This is a genomic window from Fenollaria sp. C0166D3 (assembly GCF_056590255.1).
Window position 1 is genome coordinate 73,625 of the sequence record NZ_JBWPVU010000005.1, and the last position, 16,435, is coordinate 90,059.

A 16,435-nucleotide genomic window follows, 5' to 3' on the forward strand; every position below is an offset into this window, starting at 1 on the left:
GTTTTACCTAGTTTAAAAAAGAAATTATAATGAAAATATGGAGGCTAAGAATATGAAGATTAATAATGAATGTTGTTGTGGATGCAAAACAGAAAAGCCGGATCAAATTAAAGACAATTGTCCTGTATGTAATAATGAAGGGATTTCCGTTAGTAAAGTAACTGTTGAACATCTAGTGGTAGATGATTATCGTAATGCTGTTAACGGAGATCAATATAAGATTTGCATGAACGAGGACTGCGACGTTGTTTACTATAACTTAGATAATGAAATAAAATTCTTGAAAGACCAAGTTAGAGTTCCTATCTGGTTTAAGAAAGATGCAGATCCTAAGTATGCTTGTTATTGTAGCGAAGTCACAGAAAATCAGGTAATTGAAGCAGTTGTAAAGCATGGCGCGAAATCCGTAAAAGAAGTAAATGCCATCACTGGGGCAATGAAAAATTCTAATTGTAAAGAAAACAATCCGTTGGGAGTTTGTTGTCATAAGATTATTCAGGAAGCTATCGATAAAGGCTTGAAAATGAAATAATTACAGTCGATATGTTCCTACAAACGAGAGCCAATCTTTGATATGTTTCCATCTACGAGCGTGGATATGTTCCCCATAACCTTAGGGGTTGAGAATGCAGTTTTGATAGCTATCAAGGCAACTCGACACACGTTGAAGCAGCAATTCTGATGACGTATTGTGGTTTGGACAAGGAATAATAGGAGTCAACCACAACATGTAGTGGTTTGAGTACGAAAATCGGGTCAAAAACAGGCTAAAAAATACCGTTTTTTGACCCTTTTAAATAGGGCATTTGACAGATGACATTTGATGTTTCGGGATTAAAAATCCATAGGGTGAGGTAGATTAGCACAGAACTTTATTGAATAGAGAAATTAAAAGTGATATAATCAGTTGCATAAGGAGGAGTTAAATATGTGTACATGTATTGCAGTAGTAGATATTACTTTATCTCATTTATAATGAAAAAAATTAAAGGAGGTAAAGGTATGGGTATGTTTTCTATATTTGTTATTGAGAGATTTAATTATCAACTAAACCAAAAATAATTGGTTATAATGAGCTCTTAAGATTAGTTCATTATAACCGGCAAGGAGAAGGTTATAATGAAACAGAAAAACCCGAAAAATACGCAAAATTTCATTACATCTAAAAAGCATGTAAAGGAAATATTAAAATATACGAATATCAATAAACAAGATAAAATAATAGAAATTGGGTCAGGAAAAGGACATTTTACCAAGGAACTTGTGGAAATGAGTCAACGGGTGAATGCTATAGAGATTGATGAAGGTTTATGTCATGCCACGAAAAAAGCAGTTGAACCTTTTCAGAATATAAAAGTTATTCATGAGGATATTTTGAAGTTTAGCTTTCCTAAAAATACAGACTATAAAATATTTGGTAATATTCCCTACAATATTAGTACTGATATTGTAAAAAAGATTGCTTTTGATAGTCAAGCGAAATATAGCTACCTTATTGTAGAGAGGGGATTTGCTAAAAGGTTGCAAAATACCCAACGAGCTTTAGGTTTGCTGTTAATGGTGGAAATGGATATAAAAATTCTTAAAAAAGTGCCACGAGCATATTTTCACCCTAAGCCTAATGTAGATTCTGTATTGATTGTACTTGAAAGGCATAAACCATTTATTTTAAAGAAGGACTACAAAAAGTATAGATTTTTCGTTTATAAATGGGTAAACAGGGAATATCATGTTCTTTTTACTAAAAATCAATTAAGACAGGTGCTGAAGCATGCGAATGTTACTGATCTTGATAAATTATCCAATGAACAATTTTTGTCTGTTTTCAATAGTTACAAATTATTTCAATAAATTAAAAATAATTAAGCGTTCTCTAACTTTAAGAGAACGCTTAATCTTATTACATTGAAAAATGCATTCTATTATTTTCAATTATTATGATATAACATAACTATCATTTTACTTATTTGCATATTTGCACGAAAATATAGTTATCGACGACTATTCTGATAATAGCAACTAATATAGTCAATGATAACTCAAAATTTATTGATATAGTAGGTATATGTGCAACTAATTAATGAAGAAATAATATTTAAAGGAATTTGAAATGTAGCAAATAGATGTATTAGAATATCTGATATTCTAATACATCTATTTGTATATAAATCAAGATTAAATATCGAGAATATGGTGGCGAAGTTTAGGTCAACTAAAGACCAATAAACTTCGTCATTTTTTTATGCTTAAAAATAGAAAGAAAGGATTGGGAACAATGTCAAAATTATTTATGTATGGTACATCCTTGGAAGGAATAGAGCAATTGATGGTTATGGTTCCAAATTTCCAGCCAAGAGGAAATGGAATAATCATCAATAATTATTTTAATTGCCAAGGGGGTGATGGAGATTGCAAGATTGGTGTGATTAATGTTGATGATGATTGTAAGGAGTGTGGACACATTGGTTCAAACTTCAAAATCAATGTGGATAGATGTAGATATAAGGATCTAGTCAGAGAGTGCTTTGGAAAGATAAATAATTATTATTTAAAGGAAAGATTAGAAAGTCTAGCAAATAATTTCAAGGGGGAAATCTTTTTAAATCATAACCACAAAGAAAGATTCTATAATTTTCTTCGAAACCAAGATCTAGATATTCATGATATATCCCCAAGATTTATTGCTATCCTATTTTTACTTACTGCCGATGAAAATCTATGGAAGGTTTCTGAAAATCATATTTTAAATGTTAAGTTTGGCTTAAAACAAATATGTCTTCGGGATATAGATACCAATGGCTATGCCTTATACCAAACTGCAAAGACCCTATCAACTGGAAAGGAGTGTATAAGAATCAATGAGCTAGCAGATAGGGAATTAATAGATGACTATATATTTAAATCAATAATTAACTCTGCCTTAATCAATAGATACGGGACAGAGTTATTTTTAATTAATAAATAGAATGGAGGAAAAAGATTGAATATAACTATTAAAAAATCAAGGGATGATGATAAAAGAAAAACCATATGGATTCCAATGGAGGAAGATAAACTACAAGAGGTATGCAATGAATTAGGAATAGAAATGAGTACAAGGTCAAACTGTTATATAGAAGGCAGTAGGGATGAAAGATTTTCAAATATACTGGCTGATAAAAATGTAAATATAGATGAACTAAACTATTTAATGAAAAGATTTGATGGGTTCAGTCCAAGGGAAATAGAAAAGTTTTGTGCTGCGACCTTTACAGAAGAACCTAATACAATGGCAGATTTAGTAAGCCTAAGTTTCAACTTGCATTGCTATAGCCTTATAAATAACTTCAGCGATTTTGATAAGCTAGGCAAGGATCTATATTAAACTGAGAAAATGGCAGTAGCAACTAAAGAATTAGATGAACTAGATGGAGAAGAATATGCAATGGAAGTAATAAAAAACAATAAAAGTGCTAGAGTAACTCCTTATTTCGTCTTTTGACTCATCAAGTATTTTTAATATTCTTGGTGCCTATTTTTGTATTAAATGTAATAAATGAAAAGTTTATATGTATACAGAAAGACTATATGGTAATATATTCAATTAACGAGAAAAAGAATATTAGAAAGATATTTTATATTATTTTGGGGACTGAATTAATATTTTATATTTTGGGACAAATTTTTTTTCAAGGAATTAATTATTTTATAACAGGTGAAGTGTATTTAATTAGTATTAAGTTTAATGTATTAACAATTTTAGAAATTCTATCTGCAAGTTATATAGTTCTATCTATTTTATTACTATTAAAAAAGGATTTGTTTACTTATATAAACTATTACATTTTATTAATGGTACTTTTAGTAGTTAATAGTGGATATATTACATTTCCGATGACTATAAAAGTTTTAAGTTTACTACAACATGATTATATAAAACTACTACTATCAAGAACATTTTTGTTTTTGTTAACCTTCTTTATTTTTAAAATGTCTCTTAAAAGATATAGTAGTAAATTTTATGGTGGATAATAATGGATAAATTGGCATATATTGGAGTTATAAATCATGATGAAAATGTTGAATATCCATTAAATTTTTCCAGTGATGGTATTTATGAAGTTGTTTGTAAATTTAATGGTGGATGTGAAATAAAAATCAAATCAAGTAATTATATAGATGCTCATGAAATTCATAAAGATTATTATAAATTTCACATTAATGTTTTTCTGCCAATTATTGGACTAATAGGTTTAGTATATGGGGTAAAGGAAAAGGATAAGTTGTTTATGGCATTAAATATCCTTTTGATTTTATTACTTCCTATAACAATGTTCGTAGGTCATCTAGTAGGATCTCCTTAAGTAATATAATAAGCTTAGAGTAAAATTTTGTAAATAATCTTAAAAAGATATAAGTTTATCTGCTTATAGCATTTTATCTCTCCACTTCCTTCCCATAAGTGATTTTCATAGTTTTTCCTATACTGAAAAAGGTCAGAAAATTCTTCTTTATTCAAAGAATGCTCTTGCATAAGGGTATTCTTTTTTATTGCAACTTATCGAGTCTGATTAATATTTCTTTTATGTTTGGTAATATTTTATAGATTTCTAAAATTTCATTAGTAGCTATTTTATAAATAGAAAGTTCGATATAATACTTCTCTGTAAATTGGTTTTATTCAGTTTTTTTACATTTTTATACTTCATGATGTAAGATCTTTATTTCAGTTTCAATTTTTTAAAATTTATTCAGTGGATGTTGTATATCATAAGAAAATAACTAGCTTTAAATCAATTTCTCCAAACCTAGATTTTATATCTACATCTATTTATTTTAGTACAGATAAGATTGAGCGATTACATCAATACGATTATGTCCTAAGTATTTGCTGGTTATTAACATAGCTTTTCGATCTAATATTTCTCCAGCTCTATCATTTCTCATGATGTATCTTTCTCCTCCTTCTGAAATTAAACCACCAGGTATTTCATCTATTGGTCTTGCATAATGATTATAAATTCTCTTGGCGTATACTGCTCTGTAGTGGTGGTTGTCATAATGAGAAGGTAATTTTGGTGCTATTTTAAGCTCTCCAGCTTCTTTAAAAATATTTATTATTTCATCTGTTTCTTCTTTATCTTTGCCCATGATTAAAGCTAAGCGTTTTTTTCCACCTTTTCCTTGTCTAACTTTTACATAATATTTTCCGTTGATTTCTTTTAAATCAACCCCTCTTACAGCTTCCATTTCTTTTTTTCTTAATCCTGTAGAGCTTGTTATTTTAGAAAATTTTCTTTCTAGCTCTTCTGATATGTGTTTATCTCTTTTAGCTTCATATCGACTTCTTTTAATTGATTTTCTTGTCCTTGGAGCTGTCGCTATAAAGTTTGTAGATGATGTTCTTAAAACCTTTGCTATAGCTGATTTAGATGTGCTAATTGAGTAAGCAGATAAGTCTTGATTTGTTAAGTTTTTCAGATATTCATTTACGTGTTCTGTTTTAACTTGTTGCATTTTCTTTATTTCAGGATAATTTTCTTTCAAAAATTCTGCAAATTTATAACATTGTTTTTTGTATGTCTTATAAGTTGTAACGCTATAAATTTTATTTATTGTTGTAGTTGATAAATCATTTTTATCGTCATTTCTTGATGTACTCATACCATCATTTAACATTCTTGTTAATCTATCATAAATCTGATTTTTTAAAATGTTTTTTTGCTTTCTTTTATCCCATTTTTTAGTTTTTTTCTTTTCTTCATCTATTATTCCAAATTCTTTGTTAAAAGCTTTGTTTGTGATATTAAAAGACATAGAATGCTCCTTTCAAATATATAACTATCTTTTTAAAATTAAAGCTCTTAAAAACGATTCTAGAGCCTTATTTGTTACTCTAATTGTTAAGACTAAGCTTTTTATACTACCGAGTCCGTAGAAGCTTCTAAGTTGTCCAATCTAAGACAAAACACATTTTTTAAAGAGCTTGGCTTGCTCTAAAGTACACATTTTTAGATTGATAGCTTGGCTTGCTATTTAATGCTTTTGTAAGTGAATTCCTACACTATACATTTTTTTACATACTTAAAATTTTTGCTCTATAAATCTTTTTTATTTTTTTCTTACTTCATATTTTGCGACTTCCTCTCTTTGTTTCCTCATTTTTGATCACTTATCTTTTTTATTTTCTCCATACCATCAATCTTCTATTTATAATTTGTCAGAAAAGGTTCTTAATAACAAAAGAGTTTAAAAACTTATCCTTGGTAAATACCCTAAATCTGTTTATACGTCCATAAATGGACCGTATAAACAGATTTTATTTATTGGAAATCCTGTGTAGAAAATAAAAATATTAAATTTTCTGACATATAAGAGATAGATTAAAAACTTTCTTTTATATGGGGGAATTATGAAAATAGAAAAAAACATCTTAGTAAGATATGAGAAATTTCAACGCATTGGCTTTGATAGAGTGAAATTTAAGAATGTAAGAGTTACCGAGTATGAGATTAATCACTTAATAAGCTTATATCAGAACTCATATGGAATAACGAAATTTAGTTATTATAGAAAAGAACTGAAATCCATTCGAATTGAAAGGGGAGGAATTGGGCGATTGGAGATAAGAAGAGAGAATTGTTGCAACATAGATTGTGGCTTATATGCAAGAATAGATTTTTCGCCAACGGACATTCTAGGACAAAATATAGAAAATTTTTCTTTAGAAGAATTAAAAGATGTGGTTGTGGAAATTAAAAATATATTATACGAAGATTATAAAATTGAGATAGACATATCAAATGTCATTTTTAACTATTGTGAAATTAACTACAATTATTTAACGACAGGTAATACTAAAGATTTTGAAGACCCATTACGTACTCTGGTTAGATTTATCCCGTATATGAAAATTTGCATAGATATTGAAAACCATAAAGAGAAAGACGGCTATGAATCCAAAACAATAACAGCACAAAATCAACGACATAAAATTACATTTTATGATAAATTAAAAGAAACAAAAAAGAAGCATAAAAATAAAGAAATCGTCATCGTTGATGAAAATGGAGAGATACTAAATGGGAGTATTTATAGATATGAGCATACAATAAAAAAAACAGATAAGTTTAAAGATTTTTTTGAAGAAACAAATCTTTTTAATTTAAATGAAGAAGTGTTTCGTCAAAAATTATTCTTATATTTAGAAAAAAATCTTTTTAAGCCATATGAAAAGCAAAAATTAATGTGTAGAGACCTTCTTGTGAAAGCCGTTAAAAAATATAGGGAAAAGGATCGAAGAGGAAAAGAGTGGGGAAGCTTAATGATTAGCGATATCCTAATTCAAGAAAGGCAATTAGGTTATCAAATACTTTTTGATTCAGATGATTTGTTAGAAATTGTTAGTGAAGTTTTTTTAAAAGATAAAAACAAAGGGCGCATTTTAGGATATATAAAAAGACTGTTATGCAAGGAGCCGTATCTTTATTATTCTAAAAATAAAAAAGAGAAAGTTGAAAATTTAGTTTATAGTATAAAAAGTCAATTTCATGACCTCATTAAATGAGGATAGAAGTGATATGTATTGTGAAAAAGGATAGATATTCGATTGGTGTAAGTAGTAGAATTTAAAGAAAGTATTACTCTCTTTAGTTAGTGTAAAAGATAAGTAGCAATCTCTTATAATAATAGGAAGAATTTTCAATGACGACAAGTTTGTTATTGGATATTAATTCTGACATATAAAGACTGTAAGAAGTAACTATATATATTAGGAAAGGAAATTATTATGATATTAGAAAAAGAAGAATTGTTGGATAAGGTTTTTAAAAGTGTAGTCATGAATATTATGTCGGTAGAAAAATCTATTTTAAGTGAAGAAGTGTGGCTAGATGTTGGAGGACACTATTATTGTGTAGATGGCGTCAGAGATATTTTACTAGAAAGAGAAGGTGAGTCACTTCAGTACTTTTTAAGCGATATGATAGTAACCATAAGATGCTATGCAGAAGTTTATGGAAGTTTTGATATAGAGCTTGATTTAGAGAGTATAGGCTTTAAAAACTTCATAAAGTTGTCCCATTTGTTTAATGAAAAATTCTTTAATAACTGGCATAGCTTTGTGTATGAGATCCAAAGAGAGTGACTAAAAAATTATAATTAAATCTAGTAAAAATAAAAGCTTGAGATTGTCTAACCTCAAGCTTTTATTTTTTAATTCACAGCTAAATCATCCACTATTAAATCCTCATAGTCAACTGTAATTTCATCATAATTTTTCCTTGCAGAGACTAGTATTGCCGATACGAAAACAAAGTCATTTATTTCGAGCGAAACATCATTTACACGCATGTTTTTAGAGTATTGAAGTGTAATTACTTGCTCTCTATAGTCTCGCACTTGAATCGTAATCCAATTATTGAACTCTTTGATGCTTAAGATAGAACCGCTAAGAAAAACTCGTGAAAATGGGTTTTTAAAAGAAAAACCTATATTTTCTATTTCAAAGGCTTCTGATAACAAAGTGTTCTCTAAGACTATTTTTTCACCAAGAAAATACTGTTCTTTTCTACCTTCATATAAATAGGGAATGACAGGGCTTTTCACAAAACCTGTAATATAAACAGTTTGATTCATTTTAAAATCATGAATATCTATAGATTCAAAGTATACTTTCATATAATTTGGCTCTCTTTTCCCATTAATAAAGATTGTTAAGTATGGATTTCTTTCCTTAAAACCTCCTTTTCCTACAATCCTTCCGCGGCAATAAAACTCGTTTAATAGTGGAATTTTCCTATCTTTTTTCATTTTTTACTCCTTTCTTCAATTAACTATTGAATATATGCATTAAAAGATTTTCAATAAAAAAGTCTGTGTGGAGAAAAACACGAATCAATACTTTTTTCTGACATATACAAGGTGAAATCAAAATTAGGAGGCAATTTACCTTGTATAATAAAAATAGCGTAAAAGATTGTTCTTATGAATTAGATGGGTTGGCACGTCTCTTACAAGAATTAATAGAAAAGTATGCAGATCAGTTAGATTTTGAAAAATTGGAAGTACCGCCAAGATGTTCAGAAAAAAATAAAAATGAGGATAATATTAATTCATCGGATTAGGTTATTGTATTGACTTTTATATTATGATTTATGTAAAATATAGGTATAACTATAACGTGAAAATATGTCCAAACTAAAGGTGGAAAAATGAAAAATAAAAAGGCGTATGTATATACAAGAGTGTCAACATCTATGCAAATTGACGGTTACTCACTTGATGCTCAGGAAGAAAGAATAAAACAGTATGCAAAAGCTTATGGTATAGAAATAATAGAAACCTATAAAGATGCTGGAAAATCAGGAACATCTATTTCAGGTAGAAATGAATTCATAGCTATGCTTAATGATATAGAAGCTGAAAAAGATAAAGTTGATTATGTAATGGTTTTTAAATTATCTAGATTTGGAAGAAATGCAGCGGATGTATTGCAGTCATTGCAAGTCATGGAAAATCATAATGTAAATCTGATTTGTGTTGATGATAGTTTAGATAGTTCTAAAGATTCTGGAAAGCTTGTTATAACAATTCTATCGGCAGTAGCAGAAATGGAACGTGAAAATATACTTTCTCAAACTATGGAAGGAAGGAAACAAAAGGCAAGAGAAGGAAAATGGAATGGTGGTTTTGCTCCAATTGGCTATTCATTAGATAATGGAGAATTAGTTGTTAATGAAGATGAAGCTAAAGCAGTAAGGATGATTTTTGATTTATATGCTAATTCAGATATGGGAGCCAATGGAGTATCTAAGTATTTAGTTTCTTTAGGTATTAATAAACCTATAAGACAAAATGGCAAGAATCCATATTTTTCAGCTAGTTTAATAAGACAAATATTGGATAATCCTGTATATAATGGGAAAATTGCATATGGAAGAAGAAAAACAATTAAAGATAAAACTACTGGTAAAATTAAATTAGAAAAATCTGATCATTATATTATAGCTCAAGGAAATCATGAAGCTTTAATTGATGATGAGTTGTGGAATACAGTACAGGAAAAAAGAAAATCTCAAGCTAAAAAGTATGAGAAGATAAATAGAGGAAAAGATGAGAGAGTTCATATCTTATCAAATCTAATAAAATGCCCATATTGTGGTGCTGGTTTGTATGGAAACAAAAGCCGTAAACGTAATAAAAACAAAGAAGGAGAGCATTACAAAGATTATTACTATTACGGTTGTAAACATAGACAAATGATGAATGGACATAAATGTACTTTTAATAAACAAATTAGAGCTGAATTAATTGAAAAAGAAGTTGAAACAATAATTACTCAAGTAGTTAGTAATCCTACTTTTGCCAAAAAAATTGAAGAAAAAATCAATATTCAAATAGACACAAAAGAAATTGATGAAGTTATTAATAAGCACTTAGCGAAGATTAGGCAATTAACAGGTACAAAAGCATCACTAATTAATCAAATAGATTCTTTAAATTTTGAAGATAAACATTATGATAGAAAATACACCGATTTAAATCTTAGACTTGATGCTATATATGACCAGTTAGAATATGCAGAAATGCAGTTAAATGATAGCAGAAAAAGGAAAGAGGCAATTCTTGAAGAAAAAATAACCTCGGATAATATTTATAAGATTCTTGTAAATTTTAATAGCCTTTATACAGTTCTTTCAGATATCGACAAGAAGAGATTACTTAACGAAATGATAGAAGAAATTCAAATTTATGACGAAAAAACAGAAAAGGACACTTGGATAAAATCGGTTGTTTTCAAGCTTCCGCTTATAGATAATGAGATTGACTTTGGTTTGGACAATAAAGATAATGTCGAGACGGTGGTGTTAATGTCAAGAAAATAGAATAACAAGCTACAAAACTGCCGAAATAGGTGGCTTTTAGGATTTTAAAAGAAATCAGTTTTATAATAAATTAAAAATCGTGTTGGTAGAAAAATCGTTTACTTCTACCAACACGATTTTACAAAGAGCCAGTACTTACATCTCTTTTTTTCCTGTAAAACTAGTGTATCTTGATACTTTAAGGAGTTTCAATCATTCGGTTTGTTAGCCGTTATTTTTTGGATCTAAACTTAATAAAATAGCATTAATGGCTACGATGACTGTTGACGCAGACATTAGAATTGCTCCTAATGCAGGGCTTAATGTGATACCAATAGGAGCCAAAATTCCTGCAGCTAGAGGGATAGCTATAAAGTTATAACCAGCTCCCCAAAATAGGTTTTGTTTCATTTTACGAGTTGTTTTGTGCGCTAATTCAATAAATGATTCAATATCACCTGGATCAGATTGAGTCAAGATGACATCAGCTGAATCTAAAGCCACTTGGGTTCCTGCACCGACAGCTATACCAACATCTGCCAAGGCAAGAGAAGGAGCATCATTGACACCGTCACCTACCATGATAACTTTCTTTCCTTCTTCTTTAAGTGTTTTTACTAACTCATATTTGTCTTGTGGAGATTGATTTGATCTATATTCAATATCTAAATCTTCTGCCGCGCCTTGAGCTGCTTTTTCATTATCACCTGTAGCCATAATCGGCTCTATATTGTTCTTTTTAAGAACTTTAATTAACTCTTTGCTCGTTGGTTTTAATTCATCCCCTAAAGCTACAGCGCCAATAGCATCATCGTTTTCTACTAAGACACTGAGAGTTGCTCCTTTTGGAATATCAATATCCAGATTACGTCCGTAGGCTTTTTGACTGATTAATTGGTAACTATGGCCCTTGGCTTTGCCTTCTACGCCAGCACCGGAAATCACATCAATTGAATCAAAAGATACTGGACTTATACCTTGATGCTCGGCGAAACTAATAATTGATTGAGCAATCGGGTGACTAGATCCTCCTTCAATACCTGCCAGTAAGGCAATGATTTCCTCTTTTGTATATTTGTCATTAAGAAGTTTTACATCTAATACTTTAAACTCACCAGTTGTTAAAGTACCCGTTTTATCTAAAATCATCACATCTGCATCTTGAGCTATTTCTAAGGCTTGGCGGTCTTTTACTAATAAGCCACGGCTAGCTCCTAAGCTTGTGCTACGAGCGGTTACCAATGGAATAGCCAGACCCAATGCGTGCGGACAAGCAATAACTAATGTAGTAATAGTAAATATAACTGCCGTTGGCACATCTTTTATAACCATCCATACTACAAAAGCAATTAGCGCGACAATAACAGCAATATAGAAGAGCCATCCTGCAACCTTTTGAGCAATATTTTCTGCTCTGGAAGGCTGACTTTGAGCTTGGCTGATTAAATCCTGTACTTGAGATATAAAGGACTTATCACCTGTCTCATTTACTTTAATATAAAGAACCCCTTCTCCATTTGTTGAGCCTCCGATTACTTCATCGCCAGGACCTTTTTTAACTGCTTTTGACTCCCCAGTTAGAAGAGCTTCATTTAAACGTGATTCGCCACGCTCGATAATCCCGTCTGCTGGCACATTTTCTCCGGCTTGAACACGAATTAAATCACCTACCTTTAAGTCAGCAACTGGTCGTGTTTCTATTGAATCGTCATCTAATACTACATGAGCATCTTTCGGCACTAATTTAGCCAATTCTGCTTGTGCATCTCCTGCTTCTCCAATAGCTTTCATCTCAATCCAGTGACCTAATAACATGATTAATAGTAATGAAGCAAATTCAAAGAAAAAGTCCATAATTTGTTCACCTGTTACGTAGCTTGCTATTACAGTATAAATACTATATAAATATGAAACACTTAAACCTAAAGAAACGAGAGCCATCATTCCAGGTTCTTTTTGTTTAAATTCGTCAACTGCACCTTGATAGAATGGACGTCCACCATAAATAATTAATATAGTAGATAAAATAGCTACTACAATATCAGAATATGGAAAAGAAAACTGGAATGGTAGGTCAAACCCAGCCATAGGGGATAAGAGCATAATAATGATTCCTAGTGGCAATGACTTTAAGAAAAGTTCCTTAAAGTTTCCGTGATGATGATGCTCATGTCCTCCGTGCCCGCTGTGATCATGCCCATTGTGCCCGCTGTGATCATGCCCAGCATGATGTTCTTGATGTTGATCCTTATGGTCTCCATGTTCTTCCGTGCTTACGTGCTCATGTTTTGAATGATCCATGTCGCCATGATTATGGTGACTGTGGGATAAATGTTTGTTGTTATTGTCCATTTTAAATTCCTCCTTATTCTTCATGATGATGTAAATGACACTTGCATTGTCCTTCTGGACAATTACAATCCACTTCTTCTACTGCGAGAGATTTTTTCATCTCTAATATTTTTTCTAGTCGATCTATATCATCGAAGCTTAAAACATGATCTTCAATGATGCTTCCTATTACATTTCCGACTTTCTTATTGCAAATACGGTTAAAAATATCTTCTGCATAATCCATTACGGCTTCTGTCTCTTCAATATTGGCAGTGTAAATAAACTTTCTACCTTCTTGCTCTGTATTTAGTACGCCTTTTTCAACTAATCGACCTAAGATCGTTTTGATAGTGGATTGTGTCCAGTCCATTTTTTCTTGCAATACGGAAATGACTTTTTTACTAGTTACTCGATCATTTGCCCAAACTACACGCATGACTTCCCATTCAGCATCTGTGATATAAGTATTAAGTTCTATTGTGCTAATTTTCCTCTCCCCCCTTGTTGTCTACAAATGTAAACTAGTATATTCAAAACAATTATACTATTGTAAACGAAATATGTCAAGTCTTTTTAATAAATTTAAGCAACGATTATTGCGTTTCTTTCCAATTTATTCCCAGTACGATTTGTAAGGTTATCATTGATTTACATTTATCGCTTTTTTAATTCCTTATTTTTAATAATATGATAAATATGATGATACCTTTTCTAAATTTATTGTTTGGCTAAATATATAGTCATAAATGTCACAAACTCTACCCTTTCATTTTTCAAGAAGCCTACAGTATTAGTTCTATAGATAGGAATTCTTTGAAGTAGTACTATTATTTGAATAGGAAGAATAGCGTATAGAATTTATTAGGAATAAATGGTATAATAGAAAAGAGTATTTAAAGAATCTAAAAGTACCAAATATCCCAAATTTTCCTCAGTATAAAGAAGATGCATTTGTTGAAGAATATGAAAATGCATTAGTTCTCAATAAAATGTTAGAAAAATTTAGAAATAATTGAGAATAAATATATTTCAACTTATGAAGATTTTGGAAAATATAATTTTATCCATACTTGTCACGCAAGCCATGTGTAGACTATAGCATTATTGTACAAGAAAATAAGAATTTGAATTTATAATATAATAGGAATTTATCTGGAGGTTATGAATGGATTATAAGGAAATAGACGCTTCACACATAGATCATTTGTGGGAACTTCAAAAGCAATATAAAGCAGAAATAGGAGAGGATATACCGAATGATATATCCAAGAAACGTCTGAAAGATGCAATCAGCAAAGGGGAAATATTATTTTTCGGAGCATGGGAAGGTGATGCATTGGTAGGCTGCTGTTCAATAACAGTTGGTTTTTCAACTTTTGATTATATGCCAAGTGGAATATTTGAAGATTTTTTCATATGTCCTGACTTTCGTCATAAAGGAATAGCACGCCAGCTAGTCCAATTTGCATATAAGTCAAGTGCTATAAGTTCAATGACTGTTGCTTGTGCACAATGCGATATACAAATGTATAAATCACTTGGATTTTCAATTCAGCTTGGGAACCTGTTTGCATTTGAACCATAAGTTACGCATCTTAGATGAGAAATTATATAAAGGAGAAAACTATGGAAAATAATTGCGCTATTATTAACGATAAAAAAGCATTTAGATATAGGGCGGCAGCCATAATAGTAGAAGAGGGCTGCGTTTTGCTTGCAAGAAATGATGAGGACGACTATTACTACTCGGTTGGCGGAGCAGTTCACATGGGTGAGACATCTGAAGAAGCCGTGAAGAGAGAAGTATTTGAAGAGACGGGCCTTAATTACGAGGTAGATCACCTTGCTGTAATACACGAGAACTTCTTCATCGGAAGCTCTGGCTTAAAAGGAGTGGACTTTCATGAGCTTACATTCTACTACATTATGAAACCCATGGGCAAAATAAATTTTACGAGCCAAAGCACTACAGCGTCAGGCGCTAAAGAGACAATGCATTGGGTGCCTATAGATGAGCTTGATAAATGCAAAGCATACCCAACATTTATGAAAAACTATCTTAGCTCGAAGCATAATAGAGTAGAGCATATAATTACAGATGAAAGAATATGATTTATCATGTTCAAACTCATTAATATGGCGAAAATAATCTCGCCACTATTGATTTATATACGCCATTTGTGATATAATGGCGAGGAAGGTGGTGGAACTGTATGAGAGAATTTGATTATTCAAAACTGTTAGATTTAAATATACCGGCAAAAATGTATGATTTAATATCAAAAATCTATGAATATAAGGGAAAACAGGAGCTATACGTAGCTAATTTTTCTGATGTTCTCGATAGAATAGTAGAAGTAGCGAAAATTCAGTCAACAAAATCATCTAATGCCATAGAAGGTATTTCAACAAATGATACAAGACTAGAAAAGTTAATGAATAAAAAAAGTGAACCTAAGAATAGAAATGAAGAAGAGATATATGGTTACAGAGAGGTTCTTGACATCATTCATGAAAACTATGAGAATATTGAATTTACAAAAAATAATATTTTGACCTTACACAATAAACTTTATTCTTATTCTGGAGAAAGTCATAAAGGGAAATTTAAAACAATTGATAATAGCATCGTTGAAGTAAATTCCCTTGGCGAGAAAATAGTTAGATTTCAGCCTGTATCAGCCTTTGAAACAGAAAAGTATATTGATGCAATGATTGAGGCTTATAATAAAGCCCTTAGCTTAAAAATTCCACCATTATTATTAATACCAACTGTGATTCATGATTTTTTAGCTATACACCCCTTTGCTGATGGCAATGGTAGAATGTCAAGGTTATTGACTTTGCTACTTTTTTACAAAAATGGATTTTTTGTAGGAAGATATATTTCACTAGAAATGATTATCGAAGAGACGAAAGATATTTACTATGAAGAATTGCAAGCTTCTAGTGAAAATTGGCACTCTGGAACTAATAACGACTTGCCCTTTATAAAATATATGCTTTCGGTTATATATAAGGCATATAGTGAATGCGATGAAAGATTTAAACTAATATCAGAAAAATCTTTATCCTCTTCAGATAGAGTAATGAAGATATTTGAAAATTCTTTAGAGCCATTATCTAAATCAGATATAGTTGTGCTTTGCCCAGATATTTCTCAAAGAACTATAGAAAGGGCATTAAAAGAATTAAAAGACAGTGGCTTAATTAAGCAAGTAGGTAAGGGAAGATCAAGTAAGTATATTAAAGTTTAA

17 protein-coding genes are annotated in these 16,435 nt (G+C 30.6%); 13 read left to right on the plus strand and 4 right to left on the minus strand.

Annotated features, from left to right (window positions below):
- Positions 1-52: 52 nt before the first annotated feature.
- The 6 genes from AC1EJ0_RS04765 to AC1EJ0_RS04790 all read left to right on the plus strand — a co-directional run bounded on the left by AC1EJ0_RS04765 (position 53) and on the right by AC1EJ0_RS04790 (position 4,343).
- Positions 53-532 (plus strand): Csac_0668 family 2Fe-2S cluster-binding (seleno)protein, encoded by a 480-nt coding sequence (locus tag AC1EJ0_RS04765; RefSeq protein WP_000700631.1) that lies wholly within the window; start codon positions 53-55, stop codon positions 530-532.
- A 470-nt stretch (positions 533-1,002) separates the two neighbouring features.
- Positions 1,003-1,062, plus strand: coding sequence for an erythromycin resistance leader peptide (locus AC1EJ0_RS04770; protein ID WP_480023979.1), 60 nt, complete (start codon positions 1,003-1,005; stop codon positions 1,060-1,062).
- A 57-nt stretch (positions 1,063-1,119) separates the two neighbouring features.
- Positions 1,120-1,851 carry a 23S rRNA (adenine(2058)-N(6))-methyltransferase Erm(A) gene (gene erm(A) / locus AC1EJ0_RS04775; protein WP_000810833.1) on the plus strand — a complete coding sequence of 244 codons (732 nt, stop codon included), beginning with the start codon at positions 1,120-1,122 and terminating at the stop codon, positions 1,849-1,851.
- Between the two features lie 424 nt (positions 1,852-2,275).
- Positions 2,276-2,965, plus strand: a complete 690-nt coding sequence (locus tag AC1EJ0_RS04780; protein WP_000039974.1) for a hypothetical protein — start codon at positions 2,276-2,278, stop codon at positions 2,963-2,965.
- Positions 2,966-2,980: 15 nt separating this feature from the next.
- The gene (locus AC1EJ0_RS04785) at positions 2,981-3,364 is read left to right on the plus strand and encodes a hypothetical protein (protein ID WP_001027813.1); all 384 of its coding nucleotides are present in this window, start codon (positions 2,981-2,983) and stop codon (positions 3,362-3,364) included.
- Positions 3,365-4,013: 649 nt separating this feature from the next.
- Complete coding sequence (locus AC1EJ0_RS04790; protein ID WP_000359188.1) at positions 4,014-4,343, plus strand: hypothetical protein; 330 nt, start codon at positions 4,014-4,016, stop codon at positions 4,341-4,343.
- Positions 4,344-4,815: 472 nt separating this feature from the next.
- Here the strand turns inward: AC1EJ0_RS04790 and AC1EJ0_RS04795 are convergent, their stop codons facing one another.
- On the minus strand, positions 4,816-5,796 hold the full coding sequence (locus tag AC1EJ0_RS04795) for a site-specific integrase (protein WP_000009490.1): 981 nt from the start codon (positions 5,794-5,796) through the stop codon (positions 4,816-4,818).
- A 595-nt stretch (positions 5,797-6,391) separates the two neighbouring features.
- Here AC1EJ0_RS04795 and AC1EJ0_RS04800 point away from each other — a divergent pair.
- Together AC1EJ0_RS04800 and AC1EJ0_RS04805 are read left to right on the plus strand one after the other, a co-directional pair.
- Positions 6,392-7,546: a hypothetical protein gene (locus AC1EJ0_RS04800; protein ID WP_000687657.1), complete on the plus strand. Its 1,155-nt coding sequence runs from the start codon at positions 6,392-6,394 to the stop codon at positions 7,544-7,546.
- Between the two features lie 222 nt (positions 7,547-7,768).
- On the plus strand, positions 7,769-8,125 hold the full coding sequence (locus AC1EJ0_RS04805; protein ID WP_000599722.1) for a hypothetical protein: 357 nt from the start codon (positions 7,769-7,771) through the stop codon (positions 8,123-8,125).
- Between the two features lie 68 nt (positions 8,126-8,193).
- Here AC1EJ0_RS04805 and AC1EJ0_RS04810 read toward each other — a convergent pair whose 3' ends face one another.
- The gene (locus AC1EJ0_RS04810) at positions 8,194-8,790 is read right to left on the minus strand and encodes a hypothetical protein (protein WP_000711069.1); all 597 of its coding nucleotides are present in this window, start codon (positions 8,788-8,790) and stop codon (positions 8,194-8,196) included.
- Positions 8,791-8,930: 140 nt separating this feature from the next.
- Between AC1EJ0_RS04810 and AC1EJ0_RS04815 the strand changes: the two genes are divergently transcribed.
- Together AC1EJ0_RS04815 and AC1EJ0_RS04820 are read left to right on the plus strand one after the other, a co-directional pair.
- A complete protein-coding gene (locus tag AC1EJ0_RS04815) occupies positions 8,931-9,104 on the plus strand; it encodes a hypothetical protein (RefSeq protein WP_000282420.1) in 174 nt (57 codons plus the stop codon).
- A gap of 87 nt (positions 9,105-9,191) precedes the next feature.
- The gene (locus AC1EJ0_RS04820; protein WP_154271853.1) at positions 9,192-10,865 is read left to right on the plus strand and encodes a recombinase family protein; all 1,674 of its coding nucleotides are present in this window, start codon (positions 9,192-9,194) and stop codon (positions 10,863-10,865) included.
- Between the two features lie 204 nt (positions 10,866-11,069).
- On the opposite strand, the gene AC1EJ0_RS04825 is transcribed toward AC1EJ0_RS04820, so the two are convergent.
- Together AC1EJ0_RS04825 and AC1EJ0_RS04830 are read right to left on the minus strand one after the other, a co-directional pair.
- The gene (locus AC1EJ0_RS04825; protein ID WP_480023455.1) at positions 11,070-13,196 is read right to left on the minus strand and encodes a heavy metal translocating P-type ATPase; all 2,127 of its coding nucleotides are present in this window, start codon (positions 13,194-13,196) and stop codon (positions 11,070-11,072) included.
- A gap of 13 nt (positions 13,197-13,209) precedes the next feature.
- A complete protein-coding gene (locus AC1EJ0_RS04830; protein WP_480023980.1) occupies positions 13,210-13,665 on the minus strand; it encodes a CopY/TcrY family copper transport repressor in 456 nt (151 codons plus the stop codon).
- Positions 13,666-14,343: 678 nt separating this feature from the next.
- Between AC1EJ0_RS04830 and AC1EJ0_RS04835 the strand changes: the two genes are divergently transcribed.
- The 3 genes from AC1EJ0_RS04835 (at position 14,344) to AC1EJ0_RS04845 (ending at position 16,435) form a co-directional block, all read left to right on the plus strand.
- On the plus strand, positions 14,344-14,763 hold the full coding sequence (locus AC1EJ0_RS04835; protein WP_480023454.1) for a GNAT family N-acetyltransferase: 420 nt from the start codon (positions 14,344-14,346) through the stop codon (positions 14,761-14,763).
- A gap of 41 nt (positions 14,764-14,804) precedes the next feature.
- Positions 14,805-15,290, plus strand: a complete 486-nt coding sequence (locus AC1EJ0_RS04840; protein WP_480023453.1) for an NUDIX hydrolase — start codon at positions 14,805-14,807, stop codon at positions 15,288-15,290.
- 101 nt (positions 15,291-15,391) lie between these two features.
- Complete coding sequence (locus tag AC1EJ0_RS04845; RefSeq protein WP_480023452.1) at positions 15,392-16,435, plus strand: Fic family protein; 1,044 nt, start codon at positions 15,392-15,394, stop codon at positions 16,433-16,435.